Annotated in this window: 19 protein-coding genes; 9 read left to right on the forward strand and 10 right to left on the reverse strand. The window is 37.0% G+C overall.

Annotated features, from left to right (window positions below):
- Positions 1 to 56 precede the first annotated feature (56 nt).
- The 4 genes from ACEPXD_RS18110 to ACEPXD_RS18125 are packed head-to-tail and all read left to right on the forward strand — an operon-like array spanning position 57 to position 4,077.
- A complete protein-coding gene (locus tag ACEPXD_RS18110) occupies positions 57 to 917 on the forward strand; it encodes an S-adenosyl-l-methionine hydroxide adenosyltransferase family protein (protein ID WP_391118213.1) in 861 nt (286 codons plus the stop codon).
- 48 nt (positions 918 to 965) lie between these two features.
- A complete protein-coding gene (locus ACEPXD_RS18115) occupies positions 966 to 1,523 on the forward strand; it encodes an ECF-type riboflavin transporter substrate-binding protein (RefSeq protein ID WP_391118215.1) in 558 nt (185 codons plus the stop codon).
- 18 nt (positions 1,524 to 1,541) lie between these two features.
- Positions 1,542 to 3,275 carry an ABC transporter ATP-binding protein gene (locus ACEPXD_RS18120; RefSeq protein WP_391118217.1) on the forward strand — a complete coding sequence of 578 codons (1,734 nt, stop codon included), beginning with the start codon at positions 1,542 to 1,544 and terminating at the stop codon, positions 3,273 to 3,275.
- Entirely contained in the window at positions 3,247 to 4,077 is an 831-nt protein-coding gene (locus ACEPXD_RS18125) for an energy-coupling factor transporter transmembrane component T family protein (RefSeq protein WP_391118219.1), read from the forward strand. Before ACEPXD_RS18120 ends, ACEPXD_RS18125 begins: the two co-directional genes overlap by 29 nt.
- Positions 4,078 to 4,144: 67 nt before the next feature.
- Here ACEPXD_RS18125 and ACEPXD_RS18130 read toward each other — a convergent pair whose 3' ends face one another.
- Complete coding sequence (locus ACEPXD_RS18130; RefSeq protein WP_391118220.1) at positions 4,145 to 5,074, reverse strand: NADP-dependent oxidoreductase; 930 nt, start codon at positions 5,072 to 5,074, stop codon at positions 4,145 to 4,147.
- 150 nt (positions 5,075 to 5,224) lie between these two features.
- Between ACEPXD_RS18130 and ACEPXD_RS18135 the strand changes: the two genes are divergently transcribed.
- Entirely contained in the window at positions 5,225 to 5,680 is a 456-nt protein-coding gene (locus ACEPXD_RS18135) for a MarR family winged helix-turn-helix transcriptional regulator (protein ID WP_391118222.1), read from the forward strand.
- 80 nt (positions 5,681 to 5,760) lie between these two features.
- Here ACEPXD_RS18135 and ACEPXD_RS18140 read toward each other — a convergent pair whose 3' ends face one another.
- Positions 5,761 to 6,405 carry an FMN-dependent NADH-azoreductase gene (locus ACEPXD_RS18140; protein ID WP_391118224.1) on the reverse strand — a complete coding sequence of 215 codons (645 nt, stop codon included), beginning with the start codon at positions 6,403 to 6,405 and terminating at the stop codon, positions 5,761 to 5,763.
- Positions 6,406 to 6,619: 214 nt separating this feature from the next.
- Positions 6,620 to 7,522: a TetR/AcrR family transcriptional regulator gene (locus ACEPXD_RS18145; RefSeq protein WP_391118226.1), complete on the reverse strand. Its 903-nt coding sequence runs from the start codon at positions 7,520 to 7,522 to the stop codon at positions 6,620 to 6,622.
- A gap of 188 nt (positions 7,523 to 7,710) precedes the next feature.
- Here ACEPXD_RS18145 and ACEPXD_RS18150 point away from each other — a divergent pair, with 188 nt between their 5' ends.
- The 3 genes from ACEPXD_RS18150 to ACEPXD_RS18160 all read left to right on the forward strand — a co-directional run bounded on the left by ACEPXD_RS18150 (position 7,711) and on the right by ACEPXD_RS18160 (position 11,621).
- Positions 7,711 to 9,219: a DHA2 family efflux MFS transporter permease subunit gene (locus tag ACEPXD_RS18150; protein WP_391118228.1), complete on the forward strand. Its 1,509-nt coding sequence runs from the start codon at positions 7,711 to 7,713 to the stop codon at positions 9,217 to 9,219.
- 214 nt (positions 9,220 to 9,433) lie between these two features.
- A complete protein-coding gene (locus tag ACEPXD_RS18155) occupies positions 9,434 to 10,216 on the forward strand; it encodes an ABC transporter substrate-binding protein (RefSeq protein WP_391118230.1) in 783 nt (260 codons plus the stop codon).
- Between the two features lie 124 nt (positions 10,217 to 10,340).
- The gene (locus tag ACEPXD_RS18160) at positions 10,341 to 11,621 is read left to right on the forward strand and encodes a glucose-6-phosphate isomerase (RefSeq protein WP_391118232.1); all 1,281 of its coding nucleotides are present in this window, start codon (positions 10,341 to 10,343) and stop codon (positions 11,619 to 11,621) included.
- Between the two features lie 56 nt (positions 11,622 to 11,677).
- Here ACEPXD_RS18160 and ACEPXD_RS18165 read toward each other — a convergent pair whose 3' ends face one another.
- From ACEPXD_RS18165 to ACEPXD_RS18180, 4 genes are all read right to left on the reverse strand, one after another.
- Positions 11,678 to 12,574 carry an ROK family protein gene (locus ACEPXD_RS18165; protein ID WP_391118234.1) on the reverse strand — a complete coding sequence of 299 codons (897 nt, stop codon included), beginning with the start codon at positions 12,572 to 12,574 and terminating at the stop codon, positions 11,678 to 11,680.
- 4 nt (positions 12,575 to 12,578) lie between these two features.
- Positions 12,579 to 14,267, reverse strand: a complete 1,689-nt coding sequence (locus ACEPXD_RS18170) for a glycoside hydrolase family 13 protein (RefSeq protein WP_391118236.1) — start codon at positions 14,265 to 14,267, stop codon at positions 12,579 to 12,581.
- 138 nt (positions 14,268 to 14,405) lie between these two features.
- Positions 14,406 to 14,672, reverse strand: a complete 267-nt coding sequence (locus ACEPXD_RS18175) for a YqhV family protein (protein ID WP_151701594.1) — start codon at positions 14,670 to 14,672, stop codon at positions 14,406 to 14,408.
- Between the two features lie 276 nt (positions 14,673 to 14,948).
- The gene (locus ACEPXD_RS18180; RefSeq protein ID WP_391118238.1) at positions 14,949 to 15,290 is read right to left on the reverse strand and encodes a zinc ribbon domain-containing protein YjdM; all 342 of its coding nucleotides are present in this window, start codon (positions 15,288 to 15,290) and stop codon (positions 14,949 to 14,951) included.
- A 267-nt stretch (positions 15,291 to 15,557) separates the two neighbouring features.
- Between ACEPXD_RS18180 and ACEPXD_RS18185 the strand changes: the two genes are divergently transcribed.
- Positions 15,558 to 16,460 carry a cation diffusion facilitator family transporter gene (locus tag ACEPXD_RS18185; protein WP_391118240.1) on the forward strand — a complete coding sequence of 301 codons (903 nt, stop codon included), beginning with the start codon at positions 15,558 to 15,560 and terminating at the stop codon, positions 16,458 to 16,460.
- Between the two features lie 133 nt (positions 16,461 to 16,593).
- Here ACEPXD_RS18185 and ACEPXD_RS18190 read toward each other — a convergent pair whose 3' ends face one another.
- From ACEPXD_RS18190 to hpaE, 3 genes are all read right to left on the reverse strand, one after another.
- The gene (locus ACEPXD_RS18190) at positions 16,594 to 16,992 is read right to left on the reverse strand and encodes a hypothetical protein (protein ID WP_391118242.1); all 399 of its coding nucleotides are present in this window, start codon (positions 16,990 to 16,992) and stop codon (positions 16,594 to 16,596) included.
- Between the two features lie 201 nt (positions 16,993 to 17,193).
- A complete protein-coding gene (hpaD, locus tag ACEPXD_RS18195; protein WP_391118244.1) occupies positions 17,194 to 18,177 on the reverse strand; it encodes a 3,4-dihydroxyphenylacetate 2,3-dioxygenase in 984 nt (327 codons plus the stop codon).
- A gap of 20 nt (positions 18,178 to 18,197) precedes the next feature.
- Positions 18,198 to 19,709, reverse strand: a complete 1,512-nt coding sequence (hpaE, locus tag ACEPXD_RS18200) for a 5-carboxymethyl-2-hydroxymuconate semialdehyde dehydrogenase (protein WP_391118246.1) — start codon at positions 19,707 to 19,709, stop codon at positions 18,198 to 18,200.

Consider the following 19,709-nt stretch of genomic DNA (forward strand, 5'->3'; position numbering starts at 1 on the left):
GATTTTTTTATTTCTGTCCTTCTCAAGCAAACAAAAAAAATAGGAGAGTGTTTAACATGACAGAAGGTTTATTAGTTTTACAATCAGATTTTGGTATTAGCGACGGTGCTGTTAGTGCAATGCATGGAGTGGCAAATTCTGTTCAACGCGGCTTGCCTATTTTCGATTTAACACATCAAATTCCACAATATAATATTTGGGAAGCATCTTATCGATTATTACAAACGATTAATTATTGGCCCGAGCAAACAGTTTTTGTATCGATTGTGGATCCGGGTGTCGGCTCAGACCGGAAAAGTGTTGTAGTTAAAACGGTGAAGAACCAATATATCGTAACACCAGACAACGGAACGTTAACTCATGTGAACAAATTTATCGGGATTAAGGAAATTCGCGAAATTGATGAAGCAATAAATAGACTCCCAAACTCTGGAGAATCACATACTTTCCACGGTCGTGATATTTATGCCTATACAGGTGCTCGCCTCGCATCAGGTTCAATTCTGTTCGAAGAGGTTGGTCCATCTCTTCCTTTGTCAACCATTATCGAATTTCCGTTAAAGGATTCGAAGTTTGAAAATGAAGGATTTACTGGTATTGTCGATATTATCGATTGTCCATTTGGTAATCTATGGACAAATATTAGCCGAGCACAATTTAAACAATTGGATGCGGATTACGGAGAGTCATTCCAAGTCTCCATATCGACAAATGGTCGCACGATTTATGAAAATATATTGGCATTCGGACGCTCGTTTGCAGCTACTAATGTCGGAGAGCCTCTTTTATATGTAAATTCTCTAGACAATATTGCTATCGCCATTAACCAGCGGTCCTTTTCTGAAACTTATGGCATTGGTACTGGTGTGAACTGGGAAGTAAAAATTCGTAAAGCACCCCAAGTTGTATATAACTAATTTGTGATAACTGTTAAAATAAATATAAAAACTAAGGGAGAATGATGAATGAAAAAGTCTATTTTTACAACGAAAACAATCGTTGCCATCGGTATTGGCGCAGCTGTGTTTCTTATTTTAGCAAAATTTGTGGCGATTCCTACGGGGATCCCAAATACGACAATTCAAACTGCTTATGCGTTTTTAGCACTTATTGCTGTTCTTTTTGGTCCAATTGCAGGATTATTTGTCGGGTTAATCGGTCATGCATTGAATGATTTGACTTCATACGGTTCTATTTGGTGGAGTTGGGTAATTACTTCAGCATTTGTTGGGCTTGGCATAGGTATATTCTACAAATATTTTTCGGTTGAAGATGGCGAATTTGGACTTAAAAAAATTATCATGTTTAACGTCGTTCAAATAGTAGTTCAAGCAATTGCTTGGTTCTTAGTCGCACCGGGACTTGATATATTAATTTACGCCGAACCTGCAAATAAAGTATTTACACAAGGTATTGCAGCAGGTATTTGGAATATCGGAACCGTTGCCGTACTCGGAACAATTTTGTTAACTGCTTATGCAAAAACAAGAACGAAAAAAGGAAGTCTAAGCTACGAGGATTAAATAAGTAAGGAGATTTACATGAGAAAACCAGTTATCGAGTTTCAAGATTTTAGCTTTCAATATGATAGCCAATCGAAACCTACGCTCCACAATATAAACTTAACTATTCATGAAGGGGAAAAAGTTTGCATAGTCGGCCCTTCTGGTTCCGGAAAAAGCACGCTCGTTCATTGTTTGAACGGGCTTGTTCCTTTTGCATACAAAGGAGAAATATCAGGCAACCTTAAGATTAATGCAAAAGAGACACGTGAGCTCGACCTCTTTTCTATTTCACAAACAGTCGGTACCGTCCTTCAGGATACCGATGGGCAGTTCATCGGGCTGACAGTTGCTGAAGATATCTCTTTCTCTTTAGAAAATAATGCCGTTCCTCTTAGAGAGATGAAAGACCATGTCCAAAAAGCAGCTGAACTTGTCCATATGTCTTCCCATTTGAATGCACGGATCCATGAATTATCGGGTGGTCAAAAACAACGAGTAGCGTTAGCTGGTGTTCTTGTAAATGATATTGAAGTCGTATTATTCGATGAACCACTAGCAAACCTTGACCCCGCTTCTGGAAAAGAGACAATGGCATTAATCGACAAGCTTCAAAAAGAGTCGAATAAAACCATAATTATTGTGGAACACCGGTTTGAGGATGTATTATCGCAGCCACTAGATCGTATTATTTTGATGAATCACGGGCGAATCATTGCAGACGTTAAACCAAATGAAGTGCTTGCCGGACCTCTATTGGCAGAAAACTGGATTCGCGAGCCACTCTACATTAAAGCATTAAAATATGCAGGCTGTGAGCTAACAAAAGAGATGGCATTAACCAACGTAGACGAGTTAGAAAAAAAAGCATTTCAAGAAAAATTAGCCATTTGGCTTGCGAGTGACCATTCTACAACCCAAAAAGGACATGAGACAGAATCTGCATTATCTCTAGAAAATATAAGTTTCCACTATCCTAATAAAGCAAATATCATAAAAAGCGTTTCATTTAAATTACATAAAGGTGAAATGATTAGTCTTGTCGGTGCAAATGGTGCAGGGAAATCGACTCTTTCCTCACTTATTTGTGGATTTGAAAAACCAAATGATGGAATCATTTATTTCGGAAACATCGACGCTAAAAAGGACTCCATAAAAGAACGTGCACAGCGAGTAGGATTTGTACTACAAAATCCAAATCATATGTTTTCAAAGCAAATTGTATTTGAAGAAGTGGCATTTGGCCTTGCTCAAAAAAATGTTTCAGAGGCTGAACTTAAAACACGAGTAGAAGATACACTGAAGGTTTGCGGTCTATATCCATTTAGAAATTGGCCCATTTCGGCACTAAGCTACGGTCAGAAAAAACGATTGTCTATAGCAACAATCTTAGTGATGGAGCCCGCTATTATGTTGCTGGATGAACCGACTGCAGGGCAAGATTATAAACACACAACGGAATTAATGACTTTTTTAGAGGAACTTACTAAGAATGGAATAGCTATTATTCTCATTACGCATGATATGCATTTAATGACGGAGTATACTAATCGCGCAATTGTATTATCTAGTGGGGAGATTTTAGCGGATGATTCCCCCGCTCATATTTTATCGAACCCTGAGCTTATTAAAGAAGCAAATTTAAAAGAATCTTCATTATATGAACTAGCGAAACATATTAACATCTCAGAACCTCCACGTTTTGTTGAGCAATTCATTCAATATGATCGGGAGGTGCGCATCAGTGAACAACGAACTACTGAGTTATATTGAGCGAGATTCGATCGTCCACCGTCTAACAGGAGCAACAAAACTAATTTGTTTTCTTTTATGGTCATCCGCTGTGATGTTTACATATGATACTCGGTTTCTATTGTTCATATTGTTTGCAAGTTTTGTTTTATTTTACGTGTCAAAAATAAAACTGAAAGAAATTAGCTTTGTACTAGGATTCATTTTATTTTTCCTATTGCTAAACAATTTTGCAATTTATTTGTTTGCGCCTCAGCATGGAACAGTGATCTATGGAACTTCTCATCCCATTACCGGTTCAATTGGACGCTACTCAATTACATTAGAACAGCTATTTTATCAATTAAATATTACACTGAAATATTTTGCGGTCATCCCACCCGCTTTACTATTTCTCGTGACGACACATCCAAGTGAATTCGCGGCATCTTTAAACCGTGTCGGCGTAAGTTATCGCCTCGCCTATTCGGTATCGATCGCCTTACGATATATTCCGGATATCCAACGTGATTTCAAAACGATCGCCCGTTCGAAGCAAGCACGTGGTGTAGATATGTCTCGAAATGAAAAATTGGGGAAACGCATTAAAAATGCAGGTTCTATTATTTTTCCACTTATCTTTTCTAGTTTAGACCGCATTGAAACTGTTAGTAATACGATGGACTTGCGTAGCTTCGGAAAGTTGAAAAAACGAACTTGGTATAGTTATAAGGAATTTAAAACGAGAGACATTATCGCTATTTTCATTACTTTTCTATTATTTGCTTTAATGATTATGTTCATGTTCATGAATAATGGTCGGTTTTATAATCCATTTGTTTAACACGAAATATTCGATACCAGGTTCTAACACAACTCAATTAGATCCTGGTATCATAATGGATTTTTTATTATTCAACTATTTGTAGTATGATTCGTCCACGTCCATGCCCACTTTGGCTAAGTACATGAGCTTGTGTAACTTCATGTAACGAAAACCTTTGTCCAACAAATCCTTTAACCTTACCTTCATCCATTAATTTCACAATAGCTTCTAAATCTTTTTTATCAAATGCTCGGCTTGGTTTTATTAATCTAACTCCCTCTTCTTGAGCTCTCTCTAAAGTTGGTTGGCCTGCTATCGAAATTAGTGCTCCGCCTTGTCTAATGACCGACCAGGATTTTTCAAGTGTCTCTCCTCCAACGGTGTCTAGCACGAAATCCATATCTTGAACGACCTTTTCAAATTGAGTTGAAGTATAATCAATAACTGTATCTGCTCCTAGAGAACGTACGTAATCTACATTAGCCGGTCCAGCAGTAGCCGTCACATGCGCTCCTTTCCACTTTGCAAACTGAACCGCAAACAACCCAACCCCACCTGCAGCACCGTGAATCAAAACTCGATCTCCTGCTTTTACATTGCCATCTTTGAATAACACTTGCCAAGCAGTCGTTGCACCACCTGATATGGCTGCAGCTTCATCGAAATCAATCGATTCTAACTTCAATGCAATTGTATCGATTGAAACAGTCGTATAAGTTGCGTAAGACCCATTTGAAGTACGTCCAAACACCTCTTGCCCTACTTTAAACTCGGTAACACTCGCTCCTACTTTTTCAATTACTCCTGCAAATGCGCTACCTGGAATTACAGGAAAGTGCACTGGCATTGGCATCCATCCTTGACGTATTTTCCAATCAATAGGCAAAACACCTGAGGAATGAACGCGAACAAGCACTTCATCTTCCTTTGGCTCTGGTCGTTTCACTCGCTCTACCTTCAATACTTCAGGACCACCGAATTGACTATAACGAACTGCTTCCATCTCGTTCATCATCTTGCAACACCTCCTCTTATTTATATTTATGATCTTTTCTCTTTGAATAAATTGTTTAATGACGTAATATGATATTTATTGTGTATACTCACCAACACTTTATACTGAGTATACTCAGTATATAAAAATACGTCAAGGAGAATGTCATCTATGGTACAATCAGAAGTCCCTACAGCAAGCGATTTATTACAAGTACTATTTAAAACAAATCACCTTTTACACCAACAATTCGAAAAACAAATTGCTAATTATGGCATTCCTGATTACCTAACAGGACCAAGGCTCAGATTTCTCATCGTCCTTGAAGAAAATCCAAATATCCGAATGAATGATATTGCAAAACAAATTGGAATACAACCTCGAACTGTTACGCAATATGTTGATACCCTTGAAAAAGAAAAAATGCTCATTCGTCTGCCAGATCCCGAAGATCGCCGAGCTACATTACTGCAATTAACCGAAGTAGCACGCCCTCAGATAAAGAAAGCCCGTACCGGTATGCGTGTAGCAGCAGAAAAATTACTGGAACCTTTATCAGAAGAACAACGAAAGCAGTTTTTAACCATACTTAGTACACTTAAAGAAAAAAATGATCCTTCTTCCTAAGAAGAAATGGCCATCGAAGGAAGTCCATATAAAAAATCCCTCTCTGTTTTTATAAACAAAGAGGGATTACTTATGTTATATTACGCTTTAACTGGTTCTGCAGATAATGATTTTGCAATCGCAGTTACTCTTTCAAGACCTTCAGCAATAATTTGTTCTGCTTGATCTGGCATTGCATTGTGGCCTTCGATAATTACTTCTTCAATTGACATTCCGAATACGCCTCCAATTACATTGCGCATATAAGTTGCAGCCATTTCCATAGGTGCTGTTTCTGGAGTAGAGTAAATTCCACCACGTGCACTTAAGATAATCGCTTTTTTCTCAGTCATTAAACTAATTAATTGACCTTCTGGACTATATTTAAATGCATAACCAGCTTGATACGTATAATCAATAAATGTTTGTAATGCAGCCGGGATTGTTAAGTTCCATAGTGGGAAAGCGAAAACAACAACATCCGCAGCTGTTAAAGCATCCATTGCTTTTTGTTTAGCCGCTAAAATACGTTGCTCCACATTTGATAATTCTTGTTCGTTTTGCATTTTCCCAAATGCGTTGAATAAGTCTTGACCAAAGTAAGGCATGTCCTCTGCAAACACGTCGAAAATTGTTACGTTAAGGTCCTGTGCATTCTTTACTTCTTCCATAAATGTTTCATACATCTTGCTTGATATAGCTTCTGTCGCTGGACGGTTATTTGCTTTTACTACTAATATATTCATTATATATTCCTCCAAATTGTTTACTATAGTTGGGTTTTCTTAACCATTCAGTATCTTACCATAGGAATAAATTCAAGTTCTACTTATTTGTCTCGAAGTCGAACTATTTGTTAAACCTAGTTAGCTAGCAAACTACAAATGTGAATGAATAAAGCTGTTTAACTAGGACTTTTCCTTAGTTAAACAGCTTTTTTTGCTATATAAGAAAATACTATTAGGAAATCGGATAATACTTCATATTCGCTAAAATTTGCTCATATTGTAGAAACTCTTTTAAATTGCTTAGTTCCTCAGTCCTTTTTAACGTAGATAATGCACTCTCAATTAAAAACTTTCTTGGTTCTTTATTGTTCATTATTTCCTCTTGGATAAAATACAACAAGTTTAAATAGGTTGTCATTTTTTGTTCCTCAATACCTAACCCCTTCTCAATCACCTTTTTCAAATTTACTGTTGCTATAGAAAATTCATTGTTAAAAAAATCATTATAATCAGATTGAGGCAATAATGTATTTAACTTTTCAGATTCGAATAAGTGAACGCCCTTTGTACTAATATCTTCTAAAATTGTAATCACTCGATCCATCGAATAGTTAACCATTTCCTTCATTTTAAAAGTTGTTTTCAAAGTATGACTCATATAAAGAATATTTTGCACTACACCCGTAAAAATAACTGCACAGTCCATCAAATAGATTTCTTTATCACGAGGAAAAATATCTAAAAAACGTTCATATACCCAATGTAAAAATAAAAGTTTGAACTGTTTTATGAATTTAATAAGATCTGGATCACTTGATACCAGCACATCATCGATCAATTGATTTAACTTATTTTTTTTATTTAATTTCATTATAAAACTGATCTGCTCTTTGAAAATATTAATGTCACTAACGTCTTCTCCAATGAGTAGCTTGTCTCTCTCTATTTGCATATTTTCTAGAATAAGATTAAACACAGCTTTAAACAGTTCACTTTTGGAAGAAAAATAATTATAAAATGACCCTTTTGAAATACCGCTATGATCTAAAATATCTTGAATGGACGTAGCGTGATAGCCTTGTTCAATAAATAATTCATGCGCTTTATCTATGACATTCCTTTTTTTCTTATTCATCGCTTGTACTCCTTTAGATATTAATCATTCTAACCATTATATCACAGGTCGCTTATACCACTAGTATATTTTTATACACCTAGTATATTTTTCTTGCTAATTGAGTTTCATAGGTGTAATATAAATTTTGCCAAACTAAAGGTTCACAAATGAACTATTAGTATATAAAAATAAAAGGAGAATTCTAAATGCCTGAAAAACAAACAAAACCTCCATATGGTTTGTTAGCAATACTAATGACTGGAGCATTCGTAGCTCTATTAAGTAATACACTTTTGAATGTCGCTTTACCTGCCATTATGAAAGAATTTGATGTCAGTGCTTCAACGGTACAATGGTTGTCGACTGGTTACATGTTAGTGAATGGTATTATAATTCCTACTACTGCATTCTTAATTAAAAAAAATACAGCCAGACGCTTGTTCTTAACTGCTATGGGATTATTCATAGTTGGTACATTAATCGGTGGGTTTGCACCAAACTTCCCTATTTTATTAACTGCCCGTATGATACAAGGCTCTGGAGCAGCATTAATCATGCCGCTATTAATGACTGTACTATTTACTAGCTTCCCTCCTGAAAAACGTGGTTCTGCTATGGGAATGTTCGGGATTGTAATGATTTTCGCGCCTGCTATAGGACCAACACTATCCGGTTATGTTATTCAACACTATGATTGGTCTGTGTTGTTCTTAATGATGATCCCAGTTATGATTCTAGTGTGGATTTTAGGATTCTTTAAATTAAAAGATAAAAAAGAGAAAAGCAATGATAAAATCGATGCACTATCAGTGGTTTTATCAGCTTTAAGCTTCGGTGGTATTTTATATGGATTTAGTACAGCTGGGAATAATGGCTGGTCTACTCCTAGTGTTTACTTAACAATTATCGTCGGAGTGCTCTCATTAGTTACATTAATCCTTCGACAATTCAAACTTAGCGAGCCTATGTTAGATTTTAGAGTATATAAGTATCCAATGTTTGCTCTATCTTCTGCCATTTCAGTTACATTAAGTATAGCAATGTTCTCAGCTATGCTGTTAATGCCAATTTACCTTCAAAATATTCGTGGTATTTCTCCGATGGATTCTGGTTTACTGATGTTACCAGGAGCTCTAATAATGGGGATTATGATGCCAATAACAGGAAGAATCTTCGACAAATTTGGTCCTAAAATATTGGCATATGTAGGTTTAGCAATAGTGATTGTTACAACATACTTATTTAGCCAGTTAACAGATTCAACAGGTTATACTCATTTAGTTGTTATTTATTCAATCCGTATGCTTGGTATTTCCATGGTTATGATGCCAATTATGACAAACGGTTTAAATCAAATACCGCCAGCTCTAACACCACACGGTACAGCTATGAACAGTACCATTCAACAAGTTTCTGGAGCGATTGGAGCTAGCTTACTTGTAACGATTATGTCGAATCGCACGACAACACATGTACAAGAAATGATGACCGAAGCCATAGCTAAGTTAACGACTACTCCTACAGGAGAAGCTTTACAACAACTGCAACAACATGTAGGAATGGAAGCGATGATTTCAGGGATTAACGATTCCTTTTTAGTTTCTACTGGCATTGCAGTTGTAGCGTTTATTCTATCCTTGTTCCTAAAGCGAACAACTGGGGGAAAATCTGCAGAGAAAGTAGCGGCAAAAGAAACGCCTGTTAAGCAAGCTTAAGATATTTCACAAAAGGTTGTCTTTAAGTAGTTTCCCTACTTAAAGACAACCTTTTTTGGTTAGTTTGAAGAACACTTTATTTATTCTTCAAATAGTTGTTGCTGCTCTTTCAACGCATTTTTACATAAAAACGATATTATCCTTTTTTTCATTATGATTAAAAAAAGGATAACCTTCTCTTAATAACGAATTAGATTAGTAAGGGAGGAATTCGATGACTCATCTAATAACCGATCACCTTGGGAGACAAGTGAATATTTCTGCTCCACCAAAACGTATCATTTCGATTTGTCCGGCAATAACGGAAACACTATTCGCCCTGGGTCTTGAGAATGAAATAGTAGGTCGAACGAAATATTGCATTTTCCCAAAAGGAATTGTAGAGAACGTGCCTATTGTGGGAGGCACAAAAGAAGTAAATGTCGATAAAATACGTGTGCTGCAGCCAGATCTCATTTTAGCCGAAAAAGAAGAAAACACAGAAGACATCGTGCGTTTACTAGAAAAAATTGCTCCTGTTTTCGTTTTGGAGGTTCAGTCAATACAGAATGCATATCGGTTTATACAGACACTTGGAGAACTGGCTAATAAAGAACAAGCTGCAGACATACTCATTACTTCCTGCAAATCATCCTTCGATTCACTTCTAAATAAGCAAAATCGAAAAGCCGCCTATGTTATTTGGCGAAAACCATATATGGTCGTTGGAGGAACAACTTATATAAATGATGTATTACTCACTCTGGGTTTCCATAATCCTTTTGAAAATGAAGATTCGAGATATCCAGCAGTTACAAAAGAAGAACTTGCAACCGCCAACCTTGATGTACTTTTGCTCGCTTCTGAACCATTTCCTTTTCAAGAAAAACATGTGGCAGAATTTCAAGTATTTCTTCCGGACACAAAGATTGTATTAGTAGACGGTGAAATGTTTTGGTACGGGGCTAAAATGGTAACATCCGGACCATATTTAGAAAATTTAATTGAAAATATTTAGAGAGTTATATAAGGTATTTCTTTAAATCTACTAATCTAAGGAAAACACATCGTTTTAAGCGGTTTCTTTTCTATTTGATGGTAAAATAAAAGATAGACAAATTTGCGTAAAAGGAGATATATCCATGAACATTTCAGTTAACTATTCAGGAGATTACAGCCAATTGATTACATCTGAACAGGAAAATAAATTAAAAGCTATTCACCATGGAATCCATACTAAATCTGCAGAAGGTGCTGAATATTTAGGGTGGGTAGATTGGCCAAGTACTATCAATCAAGAGCTTTTAGAAGATATAAAGAAAACTGCAAAACACATTCGCTCGACTTCAGATGTGCTAGTTGTTATTGGTATTGGGGGCTCCTATCTAGGTTCGAAAGCAGTGATCGAGGCTCTTTCTATACCATTCAAAAAACAAGCCGACTTAGAAGTTATTTTTGCTGGCCATCTAGTAAGTGGCGAATACTTAAAGGAACTGATTACATATTTAGACAATAAAGAAGTCACATTGAATATCATTTCAAAATCAGGAACTACTACAGAGCCTGCCATTGCGTTCCGCTTTTTACAGCAGTACATGGAAAAACGGTATGGCGATCAAGCTACATCCCGTATCCTCGTTACAACTGATGAAGAAAAAGGAGCGTTACGATTACTTGCTATTGAAAAAGGCTATCGCCGCTTTGTCGTGCCCAATAATATTGGTGGACGATACTCTGTTTTCACAGCAGTTGGTTTGTTACCTATCGCTGCAGCGGGTTACGATATTGAAAAACTAATTAATGGAGCAAAGATAGCAGAACAGGAATTTGGAGTATTTGATACAACTTCAAATAGTGCCATTCAATATGCAGTTATTCGAAATTATTTGTACAATGCAGGATTCCCAGTCGAAATCATGGCAGCGTTTGATGGAAAGTTAACGTATGTACAGGAATGGTGGAAGCAATTATTTGGAGAAAGTGAAGGAAAAGAAGGGAAAGGAATTTTCCCAGCATCCGTCCTTTATTCTACCGACTTACATTCCTTAGGTCAGTACATTCAAGATGGAAAGCGCATGTTATTCGAATCTTTTTTAATGGTGAAAAGTGTCGCTAATGACTTGACGGTTTTTGAAGCAGAAAATAACGGAGATGAACTGAACTATCTGAGTGGTCTATCTCTTCATGAATTTAATATGGCATGTCATGAAGCAACCGCAACTGCTCACATGGATGGAGGCGTGCCTCAACTCACAATTACGATGGAACAACTAGATGAACAGCATATTGGCCACCTTTTATACTTCTACATGATGGCCTGTGCATATAGTGCTTACCTACTCGACATCAACCCATTCAATCAACCAGGCGTGGAAGACTACAAGACCAACATCTTTAAAATTCTAAAAAAGCCTGGTTACTAACTAACAAAAAAACGTTTTGTCCGAGGACAAAACGTTTTTTTGTTATATAAAGACGATTAGTTTACTCGGTCAATAACGAGCATAGCTGCTCCAAGCATCCCGGCTTCATTCCCAAAAGTAGCGCGCTTCAATTCCAGCGGGCTAAGTTTCAGTGACTCTACTTTCGCTAGAAGGTTTTCCCACCAATCATCTGCAGAATCTGAAACGCCACCCCCAACTACAACACATTCCATATCCAAAACGGCTTGTAGTGTGGAAATCACTACTGCAAAATCGGAAAGAAATCGTTCGCGAACTACTATTGCACTTGTATGCCCATTAGCTGCTAATCGGAATAGATTTTGTGTTATTGCTAATTGCCCTGTTTCTGGATCAATCACATTCTCCTCTTGAATCAATCTACTTAGCGCAGTCCCAGATACATATTGCTCACTACAACCCGGTCTACCACAGCCACATACTAAACCATTTGGATACAAGATTAAGTGACCTACTTCTCCCGCACCTCCGTGGGTACCATTCATCACTTGTCCGTCAAAGACAAACCCACCGCCTAGTTTCGTCCCAATTGTTAAACAAACTACTTTTTGAAAATCTGCTGCTGCACCAATTTTCGCTTCTGCAAGCGCAGCACAATTTGCATCATTATTTATTTCCACTCGAAGCCCTGTTGCTGCTTCTAATTGCGCTTTTACTGGAGTTCCTTGCCAGCCTTCTAGTTCTGTTTCGAATGTTACAACACCCGTTTTTGCATCTACCATTCCCCTTGTACCAATTCCGATGCCCGATAAATCAGGAAAATCCGCCATTACTTTTAGCACCTGTTCTTCTAAATATGGATACAAAGGTAATTGTGTTGGGATTTTCTTATCAGCTAAAACTTCCCCATTCTCATTCACTACACCTAACCTGATTTTGGTTCCACCAATATCAATACCAAGTATTTTTTTCAATGTCCTATCTCCTTCCAAAAGCGAGCACAAATGCCTCATAAGGGCGTACTATCATGATATCTCCTTCTATTTCAGGAGTTTCATAGTTAGCTATGATCACTTTGCCATTATCGTTTCTTCTATCGTATACATTCCAGTCGAATTGTTCCATTTCCTTCGAGAAATTGGCTACAATTAGCCATTCCTCTTCCTCAAATTGTCGTTTATAAACAAATAGATTTGGATGATCCGGCAATAATAATTGGAAACTACCATTCGTGATAATATCATGTTCTTTTCTTAATTTTATTAATTTTTGATACGTATAAAAAATGGACGATTCATCGGCAAGTACCTGTTCTGCATTAATTTTAGCGGTATTTGTATTCGTCTCAATCCAAGGTGTTCCCGTGGTGAATCCTCCATCTACTGTCCATTGCATCGGAGTTCGAGCGTTGTCCCGCCCTTTGGCATAAATACTCTCCATGATCGATTCATGCGCAATTCCTTGCTGACGTTTTTCTTTATACATATTAAGTGTTTCAATATCTCGGTAGTCGCTAATATTTTTAAATCTTACATTTGTCATGCCCAACTCTTCCCCCTGATAAATATAAGGAGTACCTTGTAGCATATGAAGACAAATTGCTAACATTTTTGCAGACACTTCACGATAATCTTTGTCATTCCCAAAACGCGAAACGATTCGCGGTTGATCGTGGTTATTCCAATAAAGACTATTCCACCCTATTTGATGGAGAGCGTGTTGCCACTTTTCTAAGTTACGCTTTAGCTCTACCAAATCTAAAGGTTTAATACCCCATTTTTCATATGGTCCACTATCTAGATTCATATGCTCAAATGTAAAGACCATGTCCACTTCGTCATTATTTGGATTTGTATAAATCCGTGCATCCTCGGGTGTAGCTCCTGGCATTTCTCCTACTGTTAACACGTCGTAATGGCGCAAAACCTTTTCATTCATCTCACGTAAATAGGTATGAATTTTTGGCCCATTTATAAAATATGGACTTCCATCCCCAAAAAGTTGTTCAGACTGCATTTCTCCATCAGGTAATTGCGGATCTTTTGAAATAAAATTGATGACATCCATCCGAAATCCACCAATTCCTTTTTCCAACCAATACGTCATCATATTAAAAATATCGTTTCGAAGAGGCTCATGTTCCCAGTTCAAATCAGGCTGCTTTTTAGAGAACAAATGCAAATAATACGAATTCGTAGCATCCTCTTTCTCCCAAGCAGAACCAGAAAATATAGAACCCCAATTATTTGGAGGGTGTTCATCCTTACTGTCTCGCCATATGTAATAATCACGGTACTTGGAGTTCTTGGAAGAACGTGATTCAACAAACCAAGCATGCTCATCAGATGTGTGATTCACCACAAGATCCATCACAATTCGAATTCCTCGTAATTTGGCTTCTTCAATCAGTTGTTCAAAGTCTTTCATTGTTCCAAACTCTTGCATAATAACTTGGTAGTCTCGTATGTCATAGCCGTTGTCGTCATTCGGAGAATCATATACTGGGCTAAGCCAAATGACATCCACACCTAATTTTTCTAGATAATTCAGTTTGGAAATAATCCCTTGTAAATCACCGATACCGTCCCCGTTAGAATCCATAAAGCTTCGTGGATAAATTTGATAGACAACGGTCCGCTTCCACCAAGGTTCTATTAATTGAACCATTTTCTTACACCACCCAAGCTTCCTTGATAGAATTATTTTAATCTTACAACAATAATAACGCAAGCGCTTACATAAGATTATTAAACTTCCTTACAATTGGTAAGCAACACAAAACACTCCGTTAAAATATATTGCTCATTATTTCGATTTTAAACTGAATAGAATAAGTAAGATTCCACTAAAAAGACATATCATTCTAGTCAATGAAATCTTTTCAGCTAAACCAAATAATGCGATAGCGGTTGTAATGATTAAAATACAAGGTCCTACTAAGGCTAGTAACGTGTTAATATAAAATGCCTTTTCTAAATCATTAAATTTATACATAAACATCGCAGCAGTTATATCAATACTTCCTGAAAAAACCCTTAATATAATAATAAAAAGGAGTGCTTTTTCGATCAAATAAGTAGGCTCCCTTCACCCGGACTTTCTAAAGTGTATGTATATTCATCTACTTTTATCAATGGAAATACTTTTTAAACGATGCAAGTAATTTTCTTTGTATTTTTAGAATATATAATCTAAAGAAGGAAATAGTGAGGGTTATTTTTCTCTAGCGTTGACTTTTGGTAGATAAATTCATACTTTCCAATTCATAAAAAAAAGACTGATAAAATAACACCAGTCTCCATGTAATAAGCTATTGAAGGAGGACTACAAAATAAAATAACCATCCGCCTAAATCTTTTTAACAAATTCAGATTTTAGTTTCATCGCACCAAAACCATCTATTTTACAATCAATATCATGATCTCCGTCAACTAAACGAATACTTTTTACTTTTGTACCGATTTTTAAGGTGGATGAACTTCCTTTTACTTTAAGGTCTTTTATAATTGCTACAGAATCACCATCGTTTAAGACATTACCATTCGCATCTTTGACAATCTTTTTCTCTTCCATAACTTCATTCTTTGTCTCGAGCGCCCACTCGTGCGCGCATTCTGGGCAAATAAAAAGACTTCCATCCTCGTATGTGTATTCTGAATTACACTTCGGACAATTTGGTAAGCTAGACATTATTTCATTCCCTCCATTTACTATTATCAATTCTAATATAATAAAGTTGGGCAAACAACTGGTAATGGTGTTCTTTTAATTTTGAAAAAAACTTCAGATAATGTTATACTAATTTTTTGTTTAATACTAAATTAGAGTGGTGAAGGAAATGTCGTATTTTATTGAGAAGTATTTGAATATAGTTTTTTATAATAGCCAAACCCTTGACCAACACGGTCAAGGGTTTTTGTTTCCTTTGTGCAATAAAACTAGTTGGGGGAATAAGTGATGAGTTTGGAAAAAAAACAATCCTCTTTTGCAATCTGGATTAGTTTAATAAGCAATGTTTTTCTTACGATATTAAAAATTATTGTTGGTTTATTATTTAATAGTCAGGTACTTCTTGCTGATGGCGTTCACAACGCTGGAGATGTGATTGCATCAGTTGCTGCTCTCAGTGCAATGCGTGTATCCAAACGTCCTCCAGACGAAGATCACCCTTATGGGCACGGTAAGGCAGAAGTCGTTGGTGCAGCCATTGTTGCAATCATTTTAGGTATTGCTGCATTATATATCGGCTATCATTCTGTTTTATCTTTATTTGAAACGCCCCACAAAGCAACCTTTACTGTTTTAATAGCAGCGATAATTTCTCTCATATGGAAACAAGTTCTCTATGTTTATACTATTAATATTGGCAAAAAAGTAAACAGTAAAGGATTAATTGCGACTGCTTACGACCATCTTGCCGATGTCTATGCTTCTTTAGCCGCTGTTATCGGTATTGGACTTGCCATGATTGGAGATTATTTTCATATTGGCATATTGGCTTATGGTGATCCTGTGGCAGGTATTATCGTAGCATTCCTTGTCCTAAAGCTAGCTATTGGAATGGGGCGAGAATCTATTGACGTGCTTATGGAAAAAACCGTAGATTCTGAAACGATGGAAATAATATTTGAATTGGTTCGATCAGTTCCTTTAGTGAAACGAATCGATCGTATTAGAGCACGAGAACATGGGCACTATATCATTGTGGATGTTCGAGTAAGCCTACCAGCAACCTTAAGTATTCAGGAAGGTCATGATGTTTCAAAAGAAATTAAAAAAGCTATAAAAAATCGTTTTGCTAATGTGGAAGAAGTTTTGGTTCATGTAAATCCATGGTACGAAATAAAGGAAGTAAAGTAGCTGAGTACTTAGCCTTTTTGTAACATACCATGTTTCTTTCATACTTTCCCTTCTAAATGGAAGCAGCCCCCTAAATGATAATTAGGGGGCTGTAATTTATTCTGCTCTATTCAGCTAACGTTCTTTCTTATACTTACTTATTTTCTTTCGTATCAATCATAAATGTTGTGATGATAAATAATCCGAAACTTATTAACAGAACAGTTCCACCAACGATGTAGAATACTAAAGAGAATGTTTCATTTATATCAAATGGTTTTAGTGCATTTAACCACATCCCGGCTGTTAAACCAATTGATCCGATTACCGCTGTCCATCCATGTGCTGCTACTAGTTTGGTAGATTTAACTTTGTACACACGGTAGAAAATACCCCACGCAAAGATGGTTAACCAGCCTACAACTAATATGTGCGCGTGAATTGGACGGAATTGGTAGCTACCTGATCCCGCCATATGTGAACCTAATATTGCTCCTAACAAACCAAAAATTGCTGCTAGGCGAATTAATCTTAAACTCCATTTTGTTTCCATTATATTAACCTCCATGGTTTTATTAGTACTATGGTGTTTATAATATCCCTTCAACATGAACAACATATGAATTCCTCATTACAATTTTGAAGAAGAATGATTTCATATAAAAAATCGTATGCAAGAAAAAAGTCTCTTGAATACGATTTTATAAAATTCATTTAATATGAATTTCATTGGTTTTTCACATTATACCTGTTCTCAAACGACAATCTTTGGTTTTCTTTGTTCCAAAAATGGTTCTTCACAATCTATCTCTTCGCCCGTTTCGATATCAATGAACGTACTTGTTTCATTAAACCATCGATCTGGTGCTTTGTGTCCCCAGAATGTTTGGCGAAGCGGGTCATTTAGGTCCCACCTTTTCGGTTTTAAATCAGGGTCACTTGTTAAATAATCACCTGTGTACAGCTCAATACGATGACCATCTGGATCTCTCAAATAGAGGAAGAAAGCATTGGATAATCCATGGCGGCCTGGCCCACGTTCAATCGAATCTGCATATCCCATACTCGCTAAAACATCACAACAATCGAGCACACTTAGTCGATCTGTTAGTGTGTAAGCAAAATGATGAAGTTTTGGTCCCGGCCCACTCATAAAAGCTTGATCATGAACAGTCGGCTTTCTATAGAGCCAAGCCGCCCATAAGTCCCCATCTTCAGTATCCGTATACTCTGAACACGAGAACCCTAAATCCTTCACATAGAAATCATACGCTTTTTGAACATGCGGTACTGCACAGTTTACATGGTCTATTCGCTGAATTTTTGCTCCCGAATAAAGGTCATACCGCTGCAGCATCCGGTCAACCGTTGTCATTTCCGCAAAGAATTCTAATGGAATGCCGGAGATATCATGGACACGAAGGGTTCTTCCCATTGCATGTTGTTGCCCTTTCTCCATCCATTTTGTTTTTAGACCTTTTGAAATAAAAAGTTTTTCAATTTCATCGATATCCTGTTCTTTTTCCACTTTATAACTAAGTACTTCCACAACAGCTTTGTCTGCTTTTTTTAATAACAAACTATGATGGGAATGTTCCTCTAAACCCCTTAAATAGATATGATTTTCATCACTTTCTGTTTCAATCATGCCTAATCCATCCACATAGAACTTACGGGACGCCTGTAAATCCAATACATGAAGCACCGTTCTTGCGATTCGAATGATTGAAAAATCCATCGCGTTCACCATACCCTCCGCTAATTTTTCCCGAACTGCTGAATACGATGATCAGCAATCGAAACATGAATAATTTTCTGCTCCGTATAAAAACCAAAGCCGTAATGCCCACCTTCACGTCCGATTCCAGAGGACTTGGAACCTCCAAAAGGTGTTCTTAAATCCCGAACGTTCTGAGCGTTCACCCATAGCATTCCAGCTTCTACTTTATGCGCAACGCGGTGACCTCGTTTAATATCGTTCGTCCATACATAACCCGCAAGTCCATAATCGATATCATTTGCTAACTTAATGACTTCTTCTTCCTCGTTAAATGTCAATACAGTTAGTATGGGGCCAAAAATTTCCTCTTGTGCAACGCGCATGTGATTTTCAGCATTTAATAAAATCGTTGGTGCTACAAAGTTTCCTCTTTCGAATTCCATTGGTATGTCTCCGCTAATTACTTCCGTTCCTTCTTCTTTTGCAATATCCAGGTAGCTCTTAACTTTGCTATAATGCCCTTTATCAATAAGCGGCCCAACTTCTGTATTTCCGTCTAATGGGTCACCTATTTTAATATTCGTAACACGTATCTTTAAAGCATCTATAAATTTATCTTTGATTCCTTCTTGCAAAAACAAGCGTGAGTTGGCGGTACAACGTTCACCGTTAAATGAATAAATCCCCCAGACACAAGCATCTAAAGCTCGATCAAAGTCAGCATCTTCAAAAACGATAATTGGTGATTTCCCACCAAGCTCCATCGAGCAACTTTTCAGTGTATCGGCACTATTTTTTATAATCGTTGAACCCGTCTTTGTTTCACCAGTGAATGAAATAAGCTGTACATCTGGATGTTTTACAAGTGCATCCCCCGCTACTTCACCGTAGCCATGAACAACGTTGAAAACGCCTTTCGGAAGATCCGCTCTATGAATAACTTCCGCTAATACATTTGCGGAAAGTGGAGAAAGTTCGGCTGGCTTTAAAACAACCGTATTACCGGTCGCAAGCGCTGGTGCCACTTTCCATGTTTCTAACATGAAAGGAGCATTCCAAGGGGTGATTAATCCTGCAACCCCAACAGGTGCATGGATTGTGTAGTTAATAAATTCATCGTCTACTTGATAAGCATCACCAACTAAACGGCTCTCCACCATGCGTGCATAGAATCTGAAATTTTCTGATGCGCGACTTACCATATTTCTCGTTTGGCTAATTGGAAGTCCTGTATCAAGTGCCTCTAAGTAAGCTATCTTCTCTATTTCTTCATCAATCAGATCTGCAATACGGTAAATGTATTCCATTCGTTTACTGAGTTTCATCGTTTTCCAAGGACCATTATCAAAAGCTTCCCGTGCGGCTGCGACTGCTTTATTAATATCTTCAGACTGCCCTTCTGCAACCTCATTAATTTGTTCATTCGTAAATGGGTTCATATTTTTGAACGTCTTTCCACTTACAGCGGAAGTGAACTCTCCATTTATATAAAGGGATATATTTTTTTGTGATTCATGTTTATAAGAAACTAACTCTTGAGAGGATAACAT

Source organism: Psychrobacillus sp. L3, assembly GCF_042945595.1.
Taxonomy (GTDB): Bacteria; Bacillota; Bacilli; order Bacillales_A; family Planococcaceae; genus Psychrobacillus.

Coding starts and splice junctions, on each gene's coding strand:
- ACEPXD_RS18110 (WP_391118213.1), top strand. CDS start 57: ATGACAGAAGGTTTATTAGTTTTACAATCAGATTTTGGTATTAGCGAC.
- ACEPXD_RS18115 (WP_391118215.1), top strand. CDS start 966: ATGAAAAAGTCTATTTTTACAACGAAAACAATCGTTGCCATCGGTATT.
- ACEPXD_RS18120 (WP_391118217.1), top strand. CDS start 1,542: ATGAGAAAACCAGTTATCGAGTTTCAAGATTTTAGCTTTCAATATGAT.
- ACEPXD_RS18130 (WP_391118220.1), bottom strand. CDS start 5,074: ATGATGAACGAGATGGAAGCAGTTCGTTATAGTCAATTCGGTGGTCCT.
- ACEPXD_RS18135 (WP_391118222.1), top strand. CDS start 5,225: ATGGTACAATCAGAAGTCCCTACAGCAAGCGATTTATTACAAGTACTA.
- ACEPXD_RS18140 (WP_391118224.1), bottom strand. CDS start 6,405: ATGAATATATTAGTAGTAAAAGCAAATAACCGTCCAGCGACAGAAGCT.
- ACEPXD_RS18145 (WP_391118226.1), bottom strand. CDS start 7,522: ATGAATAAGAAAAAAAGGAATGTCATAGATAAAGCGCATGAATTATTT.
- ACEPXD_RS18150 (WP_391118228.1), top strand. CDS start 7,711: ATGCCTGAAAAACAAACAAAACCTCCATATGGTTTGTTAGCAATACTA.
- ACEPXD_RS18155 (WP_391118230.1), top strand. CDS start 9,434: ATGACTCATCTAATAACCGATCACCTTGGGAGACAAGTGAATATTTCT.
- ACEPXD_RS18160 (WP_391118232.1), top strand. CDS start 10,341: ATGAACATTTCAGTTAACTATTCAGGAGATTACAGCCAATTGATTACA.
- ACEPXD_RS18170 (WP_391118236.1), bottom strand. CDS start 14,267: ATGGTTCAATTAATAGAACCTTGGTGGAAGCGGACCGTTGTCTATCAA.
- ACEPXD_RS18180 (WP_391118238.1), bottom strand. CDS start 15,290: ATGTCTAGCTTACCAAATTGTCCGAAGTGTAATTCAGAATACACATAC.
- ACEPXD_RS18185 (WP_391118240.1), top strand. CDS start 15,558: ATGAGTTTGGAAAAAAAACAATCCTCTTTTGCAATCTGGATTAGTTTA.
- ACEPXD_RS18190 (WP_391118242.1), bottom strand. CDS start 16,992: ATGGAAACAAAATGGAGTTTAAGATTAATTCGCCTAGCAGCAATTTTT.
- hpaD (WP_391118244.1), bottom strand. CDS start 18,177: ATGGATTTTTCAATCATTCGAATCGCAAGAACGGTGCTTCATGTATTG.
- hpaE (WP_391118246.1), bottom strand. CDS start 19,709: ATGTTATCCTCTCAAGAGTTAGTTTCTTATAAACATGAATCACAAAAA.